The sequence below is a fragment of the Enterobacter wuhouensis genome, from assembly GCF_035835995.1.
Taxonomy (GTDB): Bacteria; Pseudomonadota; Gammaproteobacteria; order Enterobacterales; family Enterobacteriaceae; genus Enterobacter; species Enterobacter wuhouensis.
Window position 1 is genome coordinate 2,797,724 of the sequence record NZ_CP142124.1, and the last position, 19,029, is coordinate 2,816,752.

At 53.7% G+C, this 19,029-nt stretch carries 19 protein-coding genes, 1 pseudogene and 1 riboswitch; of the genes and pseudogenes, 10 read left to right on the forward strand and 10 right to left on the reverse strand.

The genetic code is table 11. The features are described 5' to 3' along the window. Position 1 precedes the first annotated feature (1 nt). The 3 genes from VPX56_RS13470 to VPX56_RS13480 all read left to right on the forward strand — a co-directional run bounded on the left by VPX56_RS13470 (position 2) and on the right by VPX56_RS13480 (position 3,857). Positions 2 to 580 (forward strand): CoA pyrophosphatase, encoded by a 579-nt coding sequence (locus VPX56_RS13470; protein ID WP_263610101.1) that lies wholly within the window; start codon positions 2 to 4, stop codon positions 578 to 580. Between the two features lie 184 nt (positions 581 to 764). Beyond that, a complete protein-coding gene (gene sdaA, locus VPX56_RS13475; RefSeq protein WP_131632305.1) occupies positions 765 to 2,129 on the forward strand; it encodes an L-serine ammonia-lyase in 1,365 nt (454 codons plus the stop codon). A 129-nt stretch (positions 2,130 to 2,258) separates the two neighbouring features. Beyond that, positions 2,259 to 3,857 carry an EAL domain-containing protein gene (locus VPX56_RS13480; RefSeq protein ID WP_131632304.1) on the forward strand — a complete coding sequence of 533 codons (1,599 nt, stop codon included), beginning with the start codon at positions 2,259 to 2,261 and terminating at the stop codon, positions 3,855 to 3,857. A 6-nt stretch (positions 3,858 to 3,863) separates the two neighbouring features. Here VPX56_RS13480 and yoaE read toward each other — a convergent pair whose 3' ends face one another. After that, a complete protein-coding gene (yoaE, locus tag VPX56_RS13485; protein ID WP_326466950.1) occupies positions 3,864 to 5,423 on the reverse strand; it encodes a CNNM family cation transport protein YoaE in 1,560 nt (519 codons plus the stop codon). 462 nt (positions 5,424 to 5,885) lie between these two features. Between yoaE and manX the strand changes: the two genes are divergently transcribed. The 5 genes from manX (at position 5,886) to mntP (ending at position 10,038) form a co-directional block, all read left to right on the forward strand. Further along, positions 5,886 to 6,848, forward strand: a complete 963-nt coding sequence (gene manX, locus VPX56_RS13490) for a PTS mannose transporter subunit IIAB (RefSeq protein ID WP_263610103.1) — start codon at positions 5,886 to 5,888, stop codon at positions 6,846 to 6,848. Between the two features lie 47 nt (positions 6,849 to 6,895). Beyond that, entirely contained in the window at positions 6,896 to 7,696 is an 801-nt protein-coding gene (manY, locus tag VPX56_RS13495; protein WP_008500490.1) for a PTS mannose transporter subunit IIC, read from the forward strand. 12 nt (positions 7,697 to 7,708) lie between these two features. Then, complete coding sequence (locus tag VPX56_RS13500; RefSeq protein WP_263610104.1) at positions 7,709 to 8,560, forward strand: PTS mannose transporter subunit IID; 852 nt, start codon at positions 7,709 to 7,711, stop codon at positions 8,558 to 8,560. 55 nt (positions 8,561 to 8,615) lie between these two features. Then, positions 8,616 to 9,074 carry a DUF986 family protein gene (locus VPX56_RS13505; RefSeq protein ID WP_326466953.1) on the forward strand — a complete coding sequence of 153 codons (459 nt, stop codon included), beginning with the start codon at positions 8,616 to 8,618 and terminating at the stop codon, positions 9,072 to 9,074. Positions 9,075 to 9,272: 198 nt separating this feature from the next. Beyond that, positions 9,273 to 9,461: riboswitch (yybP-ykoY riboswitch) on the forward strand. Positions 9,462 to 9,471: 10 nt separating this feature from the next. Beyond that, entirely contained in the window at positions 9,472 to 10,038 is a 567-nt protein-coding gene (gene mntP / locus VPX56_RS13510; RefSeq protein ID WP_131632299.1) for a manganese efflux pump MntP, read from the forward strand. Here mntP and rlmA read toward each other — a convergent pair. The 7 genes and pseudogenes from rlmA to mgrB all read right to left on the reverse strand — a co-directional run bounded on the left by rlmA (position 10,035) and on the right by mgrB (position 15,269). Next, entirely contained in the window at positions 10,035 to 10,850 is an 816-nt protein-coding gene (gene rlmA / locus VPX56_RS13515; protein WP_326466956.1) for a 23S rRNA (guanine(745)-N(1))-methyltransferase, read from the reverse strand. The two genes, mntP and rlmA, sit on opposite strands and share 4 nt — an antisense overlap. A 67-nt stretch (positions 10,851 to 10,917) precedes the next feature. Continuing rightward, entirely contained in the window at positions 10,918 to 12,624 is a 1,707-nt protein-coding gene (gene ftsI / locus VPX56_RS13520) for a peptidoglycan glycosyltransferase FtsI (RefSeq protein ID WP_326472059.1), read from the reverse strand. Positions 12,625 to 12,854: 230 nt separating this feature from the next. Continuing rightward, entirely contained in the window at positions 12,855 to 13,064 is a 210-nt protein-coding gene (cspE, locus tag VPX56_RS13525) for a transcription antiterminator/RNA stability regulator CspE (protein WP_001062678.1), read from the reverse strand. Positions 13,065 to 13,076: 12 nt separating this feature from the next. Further along, positions 13,077 to 13,221 (reverse strand): annotated as a pseudogene (locus VPX56_RS13530) (DUF2627 domain-containing protein). A 526-nt stretch (positions 13,222 to 13,747) separates the two neighbouring features. Further along, entirely contained in the window at positions 13,748 to 14,737 is a 990-nt protein-coding gene (locus VPX56_RS13535) for an MBL fold metallo-hydrolase (protein WP_326466958.1), read from the reverse strand. A 23-nt stretch (positions 14,738 to 14,760) separates the two neighbouring features. Then, positions 14,761 to 15,051: a YebO family protein gene (locus VPX56_RS13540; protein ID WP_131632296.1), complete on the reverse strand. Its 291-nt coding sequence runs from the start codon at positions 15,049 to 15,051 to the stop codon at positions 14,761 to 14,763. Positions 15,052 to 15,125: 74 nt separating this feature from the next. Then, positions 15,126 to 15,269 (reverse strand): PhoP/PhoQ regulatory lipoprotein MgrB, encoded by a 144-nt coding sequence (gene mgrB, locus VPX56_RS13545; RefSeq protein WP_013096124.1) that lies wholly within the window; start codon positions 15,267 to 15,269, stop codon positions 15,126 to 15,128. Between the two features lie 160 nt (positions 15,270 to 15,429). Between mgrB and VPX56_RS13550 the strand changes: the two genes are divergently transcribed. Further along, a complete protein-coding gene (locus VPX56_RS13550; RefSeq protein WP_131632295.1) occupies positions 15,430 to 15,669 on the forward strand; it encodes a YobH family protein in 240 nt (79 codons plus the stop codon). Positions 15,670 to 15,734: 65 nt separating this feature from the next. On the opposite strand, the gene kdgR is transcribed toward VPX56_RS13550, so the two are convergent. Continuing rightward, positions 15,735 to 16,526, reverse strand: a complete 792-nt coding sequence (kdgR, locus tag VPX56_RS13555; RefSeq protein ID WP_131632294.1) for a DNA-binding transcriptional regulator KdgR — start codon at positions 16,524 to 16,526, stop codon at positions 15,735 to 15,737. A gap of 178 nt (positions 16,527 to 16,704) precedes the next feature. On the opposite strand from kdgR, the gene VPX56_RS13560 reads away from it, so the two are divergent. Continuing rightward, positions 16,705 to 18,078, forward strand: coding sequence for an MFS transporter (locus tag VPX56_RS13560; RefSeq protein WP_326466963.1), 1,374 nt, complete (start codon positions 16,705 to 16,707; stop codon positions 18,076 to 18,078). Between the two features lie 50 nt (positions 18,079 to 18,128). On the opposite strand, the gene htpX is transcribed toward VPX56_RS13560, so the two are convergent. Further along, positions 18,129 to 19,010, reverse strand: a complete 882-nt coding sequence (gene htpX / locus VPX56_RS13565) for a protease HtpX (protein WP_131632292.1) — start codon at positions 19,008 to 19,010, stop codon at positions 18,129 to 18,131. Positions 19,011 to 19,029 lie beyond the last annotated feature (19 nt).

Below are 19,029 nucleotides of genomic sequence, written 5' to 3' on the forward strand. Positions count from 1 at the left end.
GGTGGAAAAAGAGAACCTGACGCTGGATGATTTTCTGTCGCGCTTCCAGCTTTTACGTCCACAGGTGAACCGTGAAGCCCTGAATCAGCGGCAGGCGGCGGTGCTAATCCCCGTGGTGCGGCGCGAACAGCCGGGCCTGCTGCTCACGCAGCGATCGCCGCATATGCGCAAACACGCGGGCCAGGTCGCCTTTCCGGGCGGCGCGGTGGACAGCACCGACGCCTCGCTGATTGCCGCCGCGCTGCGGGAAGCGCAGGAAGAAGTTGCCATCCCACCTGAATCCGTCGAGATCGTCGGCGTGCTGCCGCCGGTCGACAGCGTGACCGGATTTCAGGTTACGCCCGTCGTCGGAATTATCCCGCCCGATCTTCACTATCACGCCAGCGTCGATGAAGTGTCGGCGGTATTTGAAATGCCGCTGGAAGAAGCGCTTCGACTGAGCCGCTATCACCCTCTGGATATTCATCGCCGCGGACACGATCATCGGGTGTGGCTTTCCTGGTATCAGCATTATTTTGTCTGGGGCATGACGGCGGGCATCATTCGTGAGCTGGCTCTGCAAATCGGCCTGAAGCCTTGACTATACTTTACATTCCGCCCTCTTCTGTCAGGTTTGCGATCGCTGTCGCGCTATTAGCAAAACCATCGTTAACCATTAGTTTAATTCATGTGAATAGTTAAGCCGAGGTTGGTGTTCCCTCTTACACTATGCGCAGTTATAACATCGTTACTGGAACCCCGGTAACCCTGTCAGGAGTGTGAAAGTGATTAGTATATTCGACATGTTCAAAGTGGGGATTGGTCCTTCTTCTTCCCACACTGTAGGGCCGATGAAGGCCGGTAAACAGTTCGTCGATGATCTGGTCGAAAAAGGATTACTGGAAAGCGTTACCCGCGTTGCCGTGGATGTCTACGGCTCGCTGTCATTAACGGGTAAAGGCCACCACACCGATATCGCCATTATTATGGGTCTGGCGGGCAACATGCCGGACACCGTTGATATTGATGCCATTCCGGCATTCATCCGCGACGTAGAAACACGCGGTCGCCTGCTGCTGGCTAACGGCCAGCGCGAAGTGGATTTCCCACAGGATGACGGCATGCGTTTTCGCAGCGACAACCTGCCGCTGCACGAAAATGGCATGACCATTCACGCCTGGAACGGCGAAAAAGAGATTTACAGCAAAACCTACTACTCCATCGGCGGTGGCTTTATCGTTGATGAGGAGCATTTTGGCAAAGACAGCGCAGACGACGTAAACGTACCCTACGCGTTTAAGTCTGCCGCCGAAATGCTGGCATTTTGCAAAGAGACCGGCCTGTCGCTTTCGGGCATGGTGATGCAGAACGAACTGGCGCTGCACAGCAAAAAAGAGATTGAAGACTATTTTGCAAACGTGTGGCAAACCATGCGCGCCTGTATCGATCGTGGGATGAATACCGAAGGCGTATTGCCGGGTCCGCTGCGCGTGCCGCGCCGCGCCTCCGCGCTGCGCCGTATGCTGGTGACGACCGACAAGTTCTCTAACGATCCGATGAACGTGGTTGACTGGGTAAACATGTTCGCCCTGGCGGTTAACGAAGAAAACGCCGCGGGTGGCCGCGTTGTCACAGCACCGACCAACGGTGCCTGCGGCATTGTCCCGGCGGTGCTGGCCTATTACGACCACTTTATCGAACCCGTTACCCCAGACATCTACATTCGTTACTTCCTGGCAGCGGGCGCGATTGGCGCGCTGTACAAGATGAACGCGTCAATCTCTGGCGCAGAAGTCGGCTGTCAGGGTGAAGTCGGCGTGGCCTGCTCTATGGCGGCAGCGGGTCTTGCAGAGCTGCTGGGTGCAAGCCCTGAGCAGGTGTGTGTGGCTGCAGAAATCGGTATGGAACACAACCTTGGCCTCACCTGTGACCCGGTTGCTGGCCAGGTTCAGGTGCCGTGCATCGAGCGTAACGCCATCGCCTCCGTGAAAGCGATCAACGCCTCCCGTATGGCAATGCGCCGCACCAGCGAACCGCGCGTTTCTCTGGATAAGGTTATTGAAACCATGTACGAAACCGGCAAAGACATGAACGCCAAATATCGTGAAACGTCACGCGGCGGTCTGGCAATTAAGGTGCAGTGCGACTAGTAGTTCCTTTCGCCCATCTGCAACGGATGGGCGAATTTTCTCCTCACGTCTCGTCTCATTACGCATTCCCCACTACACTTTTCCTGTTGCGTCCAGCTTTTGGCGCGGGTGCTTATCGGGCAAGCGTTCATGCAAAATGCACAAACGATCATTAAAGACTATCGCCGAAAACGCGTTATCGTCTGCTTAACGGTTGCGCTCCTTACGCTCATCCTGACGTTGGGCATTCGCTTTATTTCCCAGAGAAATGTGAACCAGGAAAGCATCCTCGGCTTCGCTAACCACACCGTACGATCGCTGGATAAGGTTCTGCTCTCGCTGGAAAACCACCGCGGCGTTCTGCAGCCGCTTGTTGGTCAGCCCTGCCAACAGGCCCATCTCCTGCTGCGTAAACAGGCGGCGATCCTGCAAACCGTCCGCTCCATTGCCCTGGTCAAAGACGGTATTCTCTACTGTTCGAGCATCTTCGGCAGCCGCGACGTTCCGGTCAATAATTTACAGCCATTTTTACCCGCTGCCGAACCTAAACTGCTCTTATCTACCGACCACTCTCTCCTGAAAGGCAGCCCAATCCTCATCCAGTGGAACCCCGTCTCGCCAGCCGGTGAGGATGGCGTGATGGAAATCGTCAATATCGATTTAATTACCAGGATGATCCTTGAGCCGCAGCGCCCGCTGATCACCGACGTCGTCCTCACCGTAGGAGACAACTCCCTGCGTTACGGGCAGCAGGTCACTCCTACCCTGAACGTTGACGACGATGACGTTTCGCTGGTGCAGACGTCGACGCGCTTCCCGTTCAGCATCACCCTGAGAGGCCCGGGCCCGGGCGAAGTGGCATTGAAGAGCCTGCCTGCCCAGATGCCGCTTGCCCTGATGCTCAGCCTGCTGCTGGGCTACATTGCGTGGCTTGCCACGGCAAAGCGCATGAGCTTTACCTGGGAAATCAATATGGGGATCGCGGCGCGGGAGTTTGAGCTTTTCTGCCAGCCGCTGGTGAACGCGCGCAGTCAGGAGTGTATCGGCGTTGAGATTTTGCTCCGCTGGAATAACCCGCGTCAGGGCTGGATATCGCCAGAAGTCTTTATCCCGCTGGCCGAGGAGCATAACCTGATCGTCTCTTTAACCCGGTATGTCATCGCTGAAACGGTGCGTCAGATTGGCTATTTCCCCTCCCACTCTGATTTTCATATTGGTATTAACGTCGCTGCCAGCCATTTCCGTCGTGCGGTGCTTTTACAGGATCTTAACCGCCTTTGGTTCAGCGCCAGTCCCGTCCAGCAGCTGATTATTGAGCTGACGGAACGCGATGCATTGCTGGATGTGGATTATCGTATCGTGCGCGAGCTTCATCACAAAGGGGTGAAGATTGCCATTGATGATTTTGGCACCGGGAACAGCTCGCTCTCCTGGCTTGAGAAACTCCACCCGGACGTGCTGAAAATCGACCAGTCCTTTACCACCGCTATCGGTACGGACGCCGTGAACTCAACGGTGACGGACATCATCATTGCGCTGGGCCAGCGGTTGAACATTGAGCTTGTGGCGGAAGGTGTCGAAACGGAGGAGCAGTCGCGATATTTACGCCTTCACGGCGTGCATGTTCTGCAGGGGTATTTCTATGCGCGGCCAATGCCGCTGAGGGATTTTCCAGTATGGCTGGCGGGGAATACTCCCCCGCCAGCGCATCACAGCGGGCACATCGTGCCCTTAATGCCGTTACGTTAGCAACGCTTATTCGTCTTCGTCATGCGTTGATTGCTCTTTAACAATACGCACCATATCAACGCGGTAGTCGTTGGCTTCGACGATCGTAATGTGCAGCGGCGGCAGCTCGATAACGTCCCCGACGCGCGGGATTTGACCGTTAACGGAAATCACCAGACCGGCAACGGTGGCAATGTCTTCTTCATCGTTGATGACGTTTTCCAGCCCCAGCGTATGTGAAAGCGCATGCAGGTCGGTGGCTCCCTTCACCAGCCAGCCATCACCGTCGGCCACGATTTCCGGCGTTTCGTCCGCATCCGGGAACTCACCGGCAATCGCTTCCAGCACGTCCAGCGGCGTAACGAGCCCCTGCACCACGCCAAACTCGTTGGTTACGATAACAAAGCTGCCGCGAGCACGGCGCAGTACGCCCAGGAGATTAATCGGGTCCAGCGTTTCCGGTACCACGATTGCAGGCGATGCGGCGGCAATCGCCTCTACGTTTTCGCCCTCTTCCAGCGCCACGAGCATCTCTTTCGCGCGCACCACGCCGATGATTTCATCCAGCTCGCCGCGGCAGACCGGGAACAGGCTGTGCGGTGAAGAGAGCAGCTGCAGGCGAATTTCGTCGACGCTCAGGTTAGCATCTACCCAGCTGATTTCGCCGCGCGGGGTCATGATGCCGCGCAGGGAGCGGGAGGCCAGCGACAGCACGCCGTTAATCATGTAGCGCTCTTCTTCCACAAACGCGCCTTCAGGCACAGGAACCGGATTACGGTTTTCGGTATCGGACTGCACGTTCACCTGACGGCGACCGCCCATCAAACGCAAAATCGCATCTGCGGTACGGGCACGCAGCGGCTGATTAGACTGCTGCTTGATAAAGTTACGGCGCGCAATCTGGTTGAACAGTTCGATCAGAATCGAGAAGCCAATCGCGGCGTACAGGTAGCCTTTCGGAATATGGAAGCCAAAGCCTTCCGCCACCAGGCTGAGGCCAATCATCAGCAGGAAGCTCAGACACAGCACAACGACCGTCGGGTGCTGGTTGACGAAACGCGTCAGCGGCTTCGAGGCCAGCAGCATAACCGCCATCGCAATGACAACAGCCGCCATCATCACCGGAAGATGGTTCACCATACCCACTGCCGTGATCACCGCGTCCAGCGAGAATACGGCGTCTAGCACCACAATCTGCAGGACAACGACCCAGAAGCTGGCGTAGCCCTTACCGTGGCCGTCATCGTGCTGACGGTTTTCCAGCCGCTCGTGTAGCTCCGTTGTCGCTTTAAAGAGCAGGAATATCCCCCCGATCAGCATGATCAAATCGCGGCCGGAGAAGGTGTAATCCATGACGGAGAAGAGCGGTTTGGTCAGCGTGACCATCCACGAAATTACGGACAGCAAGCCCAGTCGCATGATCAGCGCCAGCGAGAGGCCGATCAAACGCGCTTTATCACGTTGTTTTGGCGGAAGTTTATCCGCAAGGATGGCAATAAACACCAGGTTGTCGATACCGAGAACAATCTCAAGTACTACCAGCGTAAGCAATCCTACCCAGATTGACGGGTCCATTAAGAATTCCATGACAAGCTCCTGCTAAAGGAATGACCAAACGGTGCCGCAATCACATTGGGCAAATCAGAGGCTAAATGAGTCGGTGCGTGGCGAGGATCGCCGGTGAAAAAGGCGCGAAATGGCCTGGTAGATGACTGACGTCGGTGACGGTCCATATAGTGGGCTTTAGCCCTATACTCCTGAACAATTAAACGGAGGCTAAACATATCAGAGACAATAGCTTTTTAGCAAAGATTTACGTTCCTTTGCAAACTTCTGTAACACACGTGTTTTACCTTACAGAAAATTCTGCAAAGCGTAGCTAAATTACGGATCTTCATCACATAAATTATTTTTTCACTGTCTAAAATAATTCGCGGAAGTCTTAGATTTTTTCACTCTAACCCTTATCTGAATCGATTCGGTACGCCAATACGATTCTCAGTACGACTGCCTGGCAGACGTATTAACGATAATAAAAGGAGGTAGCAAGTGACCATTGCTATTGTCATAGGCACACATGGTTGGGCTGCAGAGCAGTTACTCAAGACAGCAGAGATGCTATTGGGCGAGCAGGAAAACGTCGGCTGGATCGATTTCGTTCCCGGTGAAAATGCCGAAACGCTGATTGAGAAATACAACGCTCAGCTTGAGAAGCTGGATACCAGCAAAGGCGTGCTGTTTCTCGTGGATACATGGGGAGGCAGCCCGTTCAATGCTGCCAGCCGCATTGTCGTCGATAAAGAGCATTACGAAGTTGTCGCGGGGGTCAATATCCCAATGCTGGTGGAAACCTTCATGGCCCGCGACGACAACCCTGGCTTCGATGAGCTGGTAGCACTGGCCGTTGAGACCGGCCGCGAAGGTGTGAAGGCGCTGAAAGCACAGCCGGTTGAGAAGCCAGCACCTGCCGTCGCAGCGCCAAAAGCCGCTGCACCGGCAAAACCCATGGGCCCGAACGATTATATGGTTATCGGCCTTGCCCGTATTGATGACCGTCTGATCCACGGCCAGGTGGCAACACGCTGGACCAAAGAGACGAACGTTAAGCGCATCATTGTCGTCAGTGACGACGTTGCCGCCGATAAGGTGCGTAGTACCCTTCTGACTCAGGTTGCCCCTCCGGGCGTAACAGCACACGTGGTGGACGTTGCCAAGATGATCCGCGTGTATAACAACCCGAAATATGCGGGCGAGCGCGTGATGCTCCTGTTCACTAACCCGACAGACGTCGAACGTATTGTTGAAGGCGGCGTGAAAATCACCTCCGTTAACATTGGCGGCATGGCATTCCGTCAGGGCAAAACGCAGGTCAACAACGCAATTTCAGTCGATGAAAAAGATATCGAGGCATTCAACAAGCTGAATGCGCGCGGTATTGAGCTGGAAGCCCGTAAGGTTTCCACGGATCAAAAACTGAAAATGATGGATTTGATCGGCAAAGTTGGGAAATAAGCCCGCGCCGGTTTTTCACATAAAGATTATGTAATAGGAGAAGTACAATGGAGATTACCACTCTTCAGATTGTGCTGGTGTTCGTCGTCGCATGTATTGCGGGTATGGAATCCGTACTTGATGAATTTCAGTTCCACCGCCCTCTGGTGGCCTGTACGTTGATTGGTGCGGTTCTCGGTGATATGAAAACCGGTATCATCATCGGTGGTACCCTGGAAATGATCGCCCTCGGCTGGATGAACATCGGTGCAGCCGTTGCGCCTGATGCCGCGCTGGCGTCCATTATCTCGACCGTTCTGGTTATTGCCGGTCATCAAAGTATCGGTGCGGGTATCGCCCTGGCTATCCCGCTGGCAGCAGCAGGCCAGGTACTGACCATCATCGTACGTACCATCACCGTTGCGTTCCAGCACGCGGCGGATAAGGCGGCCGAAAACGGCAACCTGACGGCGCTGTCCTGGATACACGTTTCGTCCCTGTTCCTGCAGGCGATGCGTATCGCTATCCCGGCGGTTATCGTTGCGATTTCTGTCGGTACCAGTGAAGTCCAGAGCATGCTCAACGCCATCCCTGAGGTGGTTACCGGCGGTCTGAACATCGCGGGCGGCATGATCGTGGTGGTCGGTTACGCGATGGTCATCAACATGATGCGTGCAGGCTACCTGATGCCGTTCTTCTACCTCGGCTTCGTTACCGCTGCGTTCACCAACTTCAACCTGGTTGCTCTGGGCGTGATTGGTGCGGTCATGGCGATTCTCTACATCCAGCTCAGCCCGAAATATAACCGCGTAGCGGGTGCCCCAGCGCAGGCTGCTGGTAATAACGATCTCGATAACGAACTGGACTAGCAGGTGAGCGAAATGGTTGATATGACAAAAACTACCACTGAGAAAAAACTCACTCCGGGTGATATTCGTGGCGTGTTCATTCGTTCTAACCTGTTCCAGGGTTCATGGAACTTTGAACGTATGCAGGCGCTGGGCTTCTGTTTCTCCATGGTTCCGGCGATCAAACGCCTGTATCCGGAAAACAACGAAGCACGTCGTCAGGCGATCAAGCGTCACCTGGAATTCTTTAACACTCATCCGTACGTCGCGGCTCCGGTTCTGGGCGTGACGCTGGCGATGGAAGAGCAGCGTGCAAACGGCGCAGAGATTGACGATGGTGCCATCAACGGTATCAAAGTCGGTCTGATGGGGCCGCTGGCGGGCGTGGGTGACCCTATTTTCTGGGGTACCGTACGTCCGGTCTTTGCGGCGCTGGGCGCGGGTATCGCCATGAGCGGCAGCCTGCTCGGCCCTCTGCTGTTCTTCATCCTGTTCAATGCGGTGCGTCTGCTGACCCGTTATTACGGCGTGGCGTACGGGTACAAAAAGGGTGTTGATATCGTTCAAGATATGGGCGGCGGCTTCCTGCAGAAACTGACCGAGGGGGCGTCAATCCTCGGCCTGTTTGTCATGGGGGCGCTGGTTAACAAGTGGACGCACGTGAACATCCCGCTGGTGGTCTCGACCATCACCGGTCAGGATGGTCAGACTCGCGTGACCACCGTGCAAACCATCCTCGATCAGCTGATGCCGGGTCTGGTTCCGCTGCTGTTAACCTTCGCCTGCATGTGGCTGCTGCGTAAGAAAGTTAACCCGCTGTGGATTATCGTTGGCTTCTTCGTCATCGGCATCGCGGGTTACGCGGTCGGCCTGCTGGGCCTGTAAGACATTGCGTTATCGACCGGGGGCTTGCCCCCGGTCTTTTTTATCTGGAGGATGAATGACTGTCACGGACATCGTACTGGTTTTGTTTATTGCTTCCCTTCTGGCTTACGCGATCTATGACGAGTTCATTATGCCCCGCCGTCACGGCGAAACGCGGCTCTCCCTTCCCCTTTTGCGACGCGGACGCGTTGATGCGTTTATCTTCGCCGGCCTTATCATCATCCTGATTTACAATAATGTCACCAGCCACGGTGCAATATTAACCACATGGTTATTATGTGCGCTGGCATTAATGGCGATTTATCTGTTCTGGATCCGCACGCCGAAGATCATTTTCAAAAGCCATGGATTTTTCTTCGCGAATGTATGGATAGAATATAACCGCATTAAAGAGATGAATTTATCGGAAGATGGCGTTCTTGTTATGCAATTAGAGCAGCGCCGCCTGCTGGTTCGGGTTAAGAATATTGATGACCTGGAAAAAATTTACAAATTACTCCTTAAAACTCAATGAGTTGAATTTATAGCACTGGCTATATATTGTGTTATTTCTCCGCATCCAATATAGCCAGAGCTATATCCACGCTCTTTTAATTACCACGTATTTTTAACCTTATATTTACGAATAAATCTAAATGAAAATCGTTATCAACTAGTTAATAGAATAATACTTCTCTGTTGTTGTTTTATATTCTCAAAATATGTTAAGGTTGCGCCCGTCGTTGGGGAGTAGCCGATTTCCTCTCTGCAGGAAATGTACGTGTCAACATACTCGTTGAAAAACGTGGCACGTACGGATCGTTTTCAGCACCTTTGTGTGCAGAGCGATCAGGCGAGACCATAGATACATCAACTGCTGTTTACTGGGGGCAGTGATGTGTCATATGGATATCCCCGGTCTGGACGCTGTTATGAATATCTCCGCTACGATCCTTCTCGCATTTGGCATGTCCATGGACGCGTTTGCTGCCTCCATCGGAAAAGGCGCCACGCTACATAAACCCAAATTCTCCGAAGCCCTCCGCACCGGCCTCATTTTTGGCGCGATCGAAACGCTGACGCCGCTACTGGGCTGGGGTCTTGGCATGCTTGCCAGTCAATTCGTGCTGGAGTGGAACCACTGGATCGCGTTCATCCTGCTGGTGTTCCTCGGTGGACGAATGGTGATTGAAGGTTTTCGCGGGAATTGTGATGAAGATGAAGCGCCGCTGCACCGCCACGGCTTCTGGCTATTGGTCACCACGGCCATTGCGACCAGCCTCGATGCAATGGCCGTCGGCGTCGGTCTGGCCTTCCTGCAGGTCAATATCATTGCCACCGCGCTGGCGATCGGCTGCGCAACGCTAATCATGTCAACGCTGGGGATGATGGTTGGTCGCTTCATCGGCCCACTGTTGGGCAAGCGGGCCGAAATCCTGGGCGGTATTGTATTGATTGGCATTGGTGCCCAAATCCTCTGGGCACACTTCGCCGGTTAATCCTCGCGCTGCCAGCAGTGGAGACTAAAATCCGTCTGGCAGCGGAATTCTGATTCAGCCGCGAGCGTTTCCCACACCTCAGGTTTTGCACGCCATGCAAACGGCGTCATTTGCAGCAGCGCCACCGCTTCATCCCCTTTCAGGTTCATGTCATAGGCCACGGACTGTTCCTGCTTGAGCGCAAATCCAGGCAACTGCTCAGAGTGCGGCGCATGCAGACGCACTTCGTCGTAGATTAACCCCTTCAGCTCCATCAGATGGCGCGGGCCAGGCGTGACGGTGATAACCCATCCGCCGGGTTTAACCACTCGGGCCAGCTCCTCTGCTTTACACGGGGCATAGATACGCACGACGGCGTCCATGGTGGCATCATCAAACGGCAGCCTGTGGCTGGAGGCCACGCAGAATATCACCGTAGAATAACGTTTCGCCGCCGCGCGGATGGCTACTTTCGCCACGTCCAGGCCGTATGTCCGTGCGCCCTTTTCGCGCGCCACTTCCGCAAAGGCAGCCGTGTAGTATCCCTCACCGCAGCCGATGTCCAGCATGGCGGACGCGCTTTCAGCCAGGTTCTCGCGCAGCAAATTCGCAACCGTATCCCTCAGGGGCTGATAATGACCTGCATCGAGAAACGCCCGACGCGCCTGCATCATCTCGGCGCTGTCGCCCGGATCGCGGGAACGCTTATGCTGCACGGGCAGAAGATTCACATACCCTTCTTTCGCCATATCAAACCGATGCCCCTGCGGACAGGCGAAACTTTTCTCAGTACGCGCCAGCCGCGCGTGGCAAAGGGGACAACTGAAGGACATGGCAACTCCGAAGCATAAACCAAAGGGCGAAGTGTACCGCTATTCGCCCCGCTTATAAACGCCAGGGTTAACGCATCACAATAAGGTGGCTTGAGTCAGCCGTTAAGCCATCCGGCTTGACGTTTTCCAGACGCAGTACATTACCCATTATCTCGCTAAAAACGGGTGCGGAAACGGCGCCACCGTAATAAGCGCCGTTTTGCGGATCGTTAATCACCACCACCAGCGCGAATCGCGGATCGCTGGCCGGGGCAACGCCTGCGGTGTAGGCGACGTATTTATCAACATATTTCCCGCTATCATCAATTTTCTTCGCCGTGCCGGTTTTCACCGCCACGCGGTAATCACGTACCGCAGCCTTAATTCCTCCCCCGCCCGGCAGCGCCACGCTTTCCATCATGTGCTCGACCTCGTGGGCAATCTCTTCCGGCATGACCCGCTTGCCGATCACCGGCGGGTCGATGCGGGTGATCGAGAGAGGACGTTCAAGCCCATAGCCACCGATAGTCGCGTAAACATGCGCCAGCTGCAGCGGCGTCACCATCAGGCCATAGCCAAAGGCAAAGGTCGCCCTGTCGAGCTGACTCCAGAATTTACGCTGGGGTAACAGCCCGGAGCTTTCACCCGTTAGGCCAAGCCCGGTATTGGTTCCGAAGCCAAAGTTACGATAGGTATCAATAAGGTGCTGAATCGGCATGGCAAGCGACAGGCGGGAGACGCCCGTGTCGCTCGACTTCTGCAGGATGCCGGTCATCGTCAGTTCCGGATAATAGCCCACATCGCGTATACGGTGCCCATCGAGCGTGTAAGGATGGGTATCAATCACGCTATCGGGCTGAACCAGCCCCTGCTGAAGCGCCGTCATTAGCACCAGCGGTTTAACGGTAGAACCCGGTTCGAAGGTATCGCTAATGGCACGATTGCGAAAATCGTTTAACGTCGCCCCTTCTCGATTATTCGGGTTAAAGTCCGGATAGCTCGCCATCGCAAGAATTTCGCCCGTCTGAATATTGATGAGCACCGAGGCCCCGGAGTCGGCCTTATTCCAGGCTACCGCATTATCAAGCGCATCCTCGGTGATGGTTTGCAGGCGTTCATCAATACTCAGCTGAATATTATGCGCTGGAACCGGGGAAACCTCCGTCAGGTTCTCGACCACGCGCCCGTAGCGATCTTCCCTCACCTGCCGGACGCCGGGCTTGCCCATCAGCTGAGAATTGAAACTTTTTTCAACACCTTCAATCCCTTGCCCATCGATATTGGTAAAACCAATCAGATTGGCCGCCACGTGACCCGCCGGATAGAAGCGGCGCGACTCATCGCGTAAATTAATGCCGGGCAAGTTAAGCTTATCGATCCACTGGGCCTGGGAAGGATCGACCTGGCGGGCGAGGTATATGAATCGTCCCTGGGGATTACTGTTTATTCGCGATGACAACGTGCTGAGCGAAAGATGAAGCGCGTTCGCCAGGGCCTGCCAGCGATCGTCAAACCCAACGCCGCCTTTTGCCAGTACCGTTTTAGGATCGGCCCAGACGGCCCGGACGGGCACGCTTACCGCCAGCGGTCGCCCTTCACGGTCTACGATCATTCCGCGCGGGGCATCAATTGCGACCTCTCGTAACGAACGCATATCTTCTTGTTTAACAAGGTTGTCAGGTTTGATGATTTGCAGCCAGGCAACCCGACCCAATAAAAATGCCAGACTACAAAAAATGGCAAAACACAGCAAAGCAAAGCGCGCCGGGGTGAAATTACCGGCGGCAGTTATCATTTTCTTTTTCACCTGAACCCCAGGACTGTTAAACAACGCCCTGATTTAACGGGAAAAAGCGGTGTAGCGGAGAGAAAACAATGCTAATAACCTCGTAGCTTTGCAACAAGTTACTAACAAGGCTGGGAATAGTAATATTTTGAAAGATAAGGCAATAAAAAAGCCCCGCGATACGCGAGGCTTTATGTCTGAGATCGAAGTGCAAAGCACCTCAGTCAGCAGTGGTTCGATCAGATAGCAGTAACGTTAACTGCAGCTGGGCCTTTCTGGCCGTCCTGAATTTCGAACTCAACGTTCTGGCCTTCAGCCAGAGTTTTGAAGCCGTTACCCTGGATTGCAGAGAAGTGTACGAACACGTCTTTGCTGCCGTCAGCAGGAGTAATGAAACCAAAACCTTTAGACTCGTTGAACCACTTAACTTGACCTTTAATCTTTGCCATTTGCAAAATTCCTTAGAGTGTTTTCTTAGCCCGCAGGCATTGACCTAGATAAAACTGAGACATTACTGCATGAGGCACTAATATAAGGTTCGGCAGAGAAGCGGTATTCAACGACAACGTTTTTACTCAGGACTTCTTTACTGAAAATGCCACACATAAACAGAACTGTACCTCGTTTGACCCAAAACGTGTTATCACATACAACGTTAAATATGGCAAGCCATTTTTAAACGTGTCTCGATCCGCCGCACAAATTCAGACACTGGCCTGTAGCAATCCGCACAATTATGCGCAAAGCTCATGGTCAGCGTTACTCCTCTACACAGCCCCAGCCTTACTGTTGCAAGCGCTGTAATCTAAGACTTTTTTACCTTAGCTCAATAACTTCAGAGCGTCCAGAGCCGACGAAAAGTTTCCTCAGCATAATGATTGAGTTAGAACATTTTCTGAAAACTTATGCTGAAATCAATGTAACACAGTTGCAAAGAAGCCCACCCTATTCGTTGTTAACGGTGGCCGTCAAATTGCATTAAAAATAGCCAATCAATTAATAGCGTTATGCACCAAAATAATGAAATTTTTATGACTTTGCCTCAAAAGAAGGCAAGCAAAACGTTTCGATAAAAATAAAACATCCGCGAGTAGTTCAAATACACAATATATGCAAGAAACTTACGGTTCGTTTAGAAGGATAAATATTCACCAATTTTCAGTATTCTAAATGAATTATTAACTACCGCTAAATTATCAATCGCCTTCGCCAGCTCCAGAACAGGCTCGTCAAGGGACTCATCTGCCAGCTCAAAGACGCCCCAGTGGACAGGAAAAGCCAGCGGGCTTCCCAGCTGCTGCCACAGCGCCACAGCGTACTGCGGGTCCATATGATGTACTGCCATGAACCATCTTGGTGCATAGGCACCGACCGGCAAGGCCGCAGCATCAATTTTACCAAGACGTTCAGGAATGCGTAACAGTTCAGGGGTATAGCCCGTGTCGCCGCTGAACCAGAAACGATGTTGCCGCCCTTCAAAGACCCAGCCGCACCAGAGAGAGCGATTACGATCCCACGGCGAACGCATGCTCCAGTGCTGCGCCGGTACGGCGGTAAGCGCCATACCGTGCCAGATGAAACTCTGCCACCAGTCGAGCTCAACGATCTGCCTTGCTCCCCGACGGCGAAACCAGTCAGCCAGACCTAACGGCACAAACAGAGACACGTCCGGGAAGCGCTTCAGTATCCGATTAACGGTCGCGGCATCCAGATGATCGTAATGGTTATGGGAAATAACGACAGCATCGAGTCGTTCAAGCTGCTCGATGGAAAGTGCGGGTGGTGTTTTACGCTTTGGCCCTAAAAATGGAAGCGGGGACGCGCGACGGGAAAAGACGGGATCGATGAGCAGCGTGTTGCCATCCATTTGCAGCAGGACGCTGGCATGACCCAGCCACCATACGCCATCTTCTGACGGTTGATTCAGATCGGCAGGCTGCCACCACTGACGGATGAATTCGTCATAACCAACTGCCGGAGGTTTAGGCAAGCCTGCGGCCTTTCGTGCCTTTCGCCACCGCTCGACGTCACCGGCCTCATGCCCTACCGGATCGGTGTTACGAAAGCCCTCTGGCGTGTGGTGCTTAAGGGAGGGGTTATACCAAGGATTTTTCCAGACCACAGCCACCTCCCCTGCGCGACAAATTAACGCTCTGCCACCAGACGGATAAAATCGTCCTCGTCGTCTTTGTCTTCAGCGACACTTTCTTTCTGCACGTCTTTCACTTCCGGCTCGTTCGCCTCACACAGGCGACGCAGCAGCGCCGTTTGGCGCTTTTGCTGATCGAGCAATGCTTCCAGAAGTTCGATTTGTTCGTTAGTACGAGAGCTGGCGCGATTAACGAAAAACCAGACCACTAATCCCACGATCAGAACAACGAAAGAGATTACCAGAGATGCCATATTCAGCAGCCCTGAACTCATTAACTCACCCATTTCACCACCTCAATAAAAACGTCTATTTTACCACTGGCGTGAAGGAAGGAAATCAGATTGAGAAAAAATGGCTGTTACCACGGGATAAACTTATTAATTGCGCAAACGCCGCTAAAAAACTGTACATCCTGGTCGCACATCACGTTGATAGTCTGCGTCCACAGCACTACGCATGCTATCAGTACAATAACCAGAATTACCCAGCGTATTTTTTTCACTCCACACTCCGTCTTAAGACCTGATGAGTCCAGGTTACCACGGTTATCTTAAACAAGGACTAACTGTAACTTCATCACGCTCTTTTCAGAATCATGCACTTGTTTCACAGGGTAAACCGTTTACGCTTATCTGCATGACAACAAAGATAAAGAGGCACTGATGCGCTTAATTATTCGCACTATTCTTGCTCTGGCTATCGTCTGGATTGGCCTTCTTTTAACCGGATACGGCGTGCTTGTGGGAAGCACTGAAAATGCCGCTGGATTAGGTATCCAGTGTAAATATCTAACCGCACAAGGCACCAGTACCGCCCAGTACCTGCATTCCGATAGCGGCATCATTGGGTTAACCAACTGTCCGGTACTGCGTAAAACGTCCGTCGTGGTAGATAATGGCTGACCGGCACTGTTTCTGATTAACAAAAAACGCCGCAACGATTGCGGCGTTTTTTTTCTTAACAGGGTTTAGAACGGATAATCGTTGTAGCCCATCTGCTCAGAAATTTTACGCGCGGCGGTATGGAGAATAGCAACATACTCGTGCAGGCGCTCCTCGGAGAAGCGCAGCGTCGGGAATGAAATACTCAGCCCCGCGATCACAACGCCAAAACGGTCGAACACGGGAACGCCGATGCAGCGAAGGCCTTCTTCCTGCTCTTCGTTGTCTTCACCATATCCCTGCTCGCGCACCTTATCGAGAACCGTTAACAACTCCTCGGTGCTGGTAATGGTGCGCTCGGTGCTGCGCTTGTACTCTACGCCTTCGAGGATCTGTTCGACTTCTTCACGGTCACGCCATGCCAGCAGAACCTTACCAATAGCGGTGCTGTACAGCGGGTTGCGACGACCGATGCGCGAGTACATACGCAGGTTATACATCGAGTCAATTTTATGAATGTAAACAATGCTGTCTTCATCCAGCGCGCCCAGGTGGACCGTCTCTTTGGTCAGGCGAGAAAGTTCGCGCATCTGAATATCGGCGCTGCGGATCAGGTCGACGTTTTGCAGTGCACGGGCACCTAATTCGAAGAGTTTCAACGTCAGAGAGTATTTTTCGGACTCCCCTTCCTGCGCAACGTAACCCAACGACTTCATGGTCTGCAAAAAGCGATAAACGGTGCTCTTTGACATCATCACACGCTGCGATAACTCTGTAATACCAATTTCACGCTCTTCCCCGAGCGCCTGTAAGATGCCAAACACCTTCAGCACGGAAGAAACAGAATCTGGCTGCTTATCCAAATCTGCAATTGCCATTTATCACCTCATGGAGAGTGTTTTATAAAAATCAGAACCGGTTTTTATTATAATTTCCCGCCATGCTGCCTGCAATCAATCCTCGTTTACTTCGTTACAAATCTGCGACATAAAACCGAATTAACGATGCTAAAATAGTTACCCTGAGAATAATTTCACCTTGAGCATTTCACCCAGCATGGAAAAAAACCTTACCGATGGCCTGCCGTTACCCCAGCGTTACGGCGCTATCGCTACGATCGTTATCGGCATTTCAATGGCCGTTCTGGACGGCGCTATCGCCAACGTTGCCCTGCCAACCATCGCCAGCGACCTTCATGCTTCACCCGCCAGTTCTATCTGGATCGTGAATGCTTACCAGATCGCCATTGTCGTTTCCCTCCTGTCCCTCTCTTTTTTGGGCGACATGTTTGGCTACCGCCGGGTCTACCAGTGCGGGCTGGCTGTATTTACCTTAACCTCGCTTTTCTGCGCCCTATCAGACTCCCTGCATACGCTGACGGTTGCCCGCATTTTGCAAGGATTTGGCGGTGCAGCGCTAATGAGCGTCAACACTGCACTGATCCGCTTAATTTATCCGCAGCGCCAGCTTGGCCGGGGGATGGGGATTAACTCCTTTATTGTGGCCGTCTCTTCAGCCGCCGGGCCAACAATTGCTGCGGCCATTCTCTCGGTTGCGTCATGGCAATGGCTGTTTGCCATCAACGTTCCGCTGGGTATCGTGGCGATCTTCTTTGCTCTTCGCTATTTGCCGGCAAACGGCTCTAAAAGCGCGATGCCGCGCTTTGACCTGCCGAGCGCGGTGATGAATGCCCTGACGTTTGGCCTGCTGATCACCGCCCTGAGCGGCTTTGCGCAGGGCCAGTCTCTTCTGCTTACCGGGGCTGAGCTTGTCGCGCTGCTGGTCATTGGCTTCATCTTTGTGCGCCGCCAGCTCTCCTTGCCCGTGCCGCTGCTACCCGTTGATTTACTGCGTATTCCTCTCTTCTCACTTTCTATTTGTACGTCCATCAGCTCGTTCTGCGCCCAGATGCTGGCGCTGGTATCCCTGCCCTTCTTCCTGCAAAGCGTAATAGGTCGTTCAGAGGTTGAAACCGGGCTGCTGTTAACGCCCTGGCCGCTGGCGACGATGGTCATGGCCCCGCTGGCAGGCTATTTAATTGAGCGGGTACATGCTGGACTGCTGGGGGCACTGGGGCTGATCGTGATGGCGACCGGGCTTTTTGCACTGGCATTGCTTCCGTCCTCACCCACGGATTTGGATATTATCTGGCGCATGATGCTGTGCGGGGCGGGATTCGGCCTGTTCCAGTCCCCGAATAACCACACCATCATTACCTCCGCGCCGCGCAACCGCAGCGGCGGTGCCAGCGGCATGCTGGGGACGGCGCGCCTGCTCGGGCAAAGCACCGGTGCTGCACTTGTCGCGCTGATGTTTAACCTCGCGGGGCAAAACGGCAATCACGTTGCGCTCCTGACTGCGGGAACGCTCGCAACCCTCGCCGCGATCGTCAGCGGGCTGCGCGTCACCCAGCCCCGCGCGCAGGCATAAAAAAAGCCGGGCAGCGTTTATTCTGCCCGGCCTTGCTGTTAGTTGAAGCGTTACTTCAGGTATTCCCCACTGCGCAGCGCTTCGATACGTTTATCCAGCGGCGGGTGAGACATGAACAGCTCGCTCAGCGATTTCGACTTACCGTTGATGCAGAAGGCCATCATGCTGCTCGCTTCCTGCGGTTCGTAGCTGGTTTTCAGACGCTGCAGCGCGGCGATCATCTTCTCACGACCAACCAGTTTCGCAGAGCCCGCGTCAGCGTGGAATTCACGGTGACGGGAGAACCACATGGTGATGATGCTTGCCAGAATACCAAACACCAGCTCCAGCACCATCGACACCGCGAAGTAGATCAGCGGGTTACCGTTGCTCTCTTCGCCTTCGTCACGGTTACCGCTCATAAATCCTGCCGCAATCTGCGCCAGAATTCGGGAAATGAAGATAACGAAGGTGTTCACCACGCCCTGGATCAGGGTCATGGTCACCATGTCACCATTGGCGATATGGCTGATTTCGTGAGCGATAACCGCTTCGGCTTCGTCACGGCTCATGTTCTGCAGCAGACCGGTGCTGACGGCAACCAGAGACGCGTCACGACGCGCACCGGTCGCGAAGGCGTTGATGTCCGGCGCATGGTAAATGGCGACCTGCGGCATGGCGATCCCGGCCTGCTGGGATTGCTGAGCCACCGTATTCATCAGCCAGCGTTCCATATCGTTACGCGGCTGTTCAATAACTTCACCGCCAACTGATTTAAGCGCCATCCATTTCGACATCAGCAGTGAAATGAACGAGCCACCAAAACCAAACAGCAGCGCCATAATCAACAGACCCTGAACGCTGCTCGACTGAATTCCCGTCAGGCTTAGCACAAGCCCGAATACCACCATCACCGCAAGGTTGGTGAGCAGGAAGAGCGCGATTCGCATCATAATTTTCTTTTAACCTCAG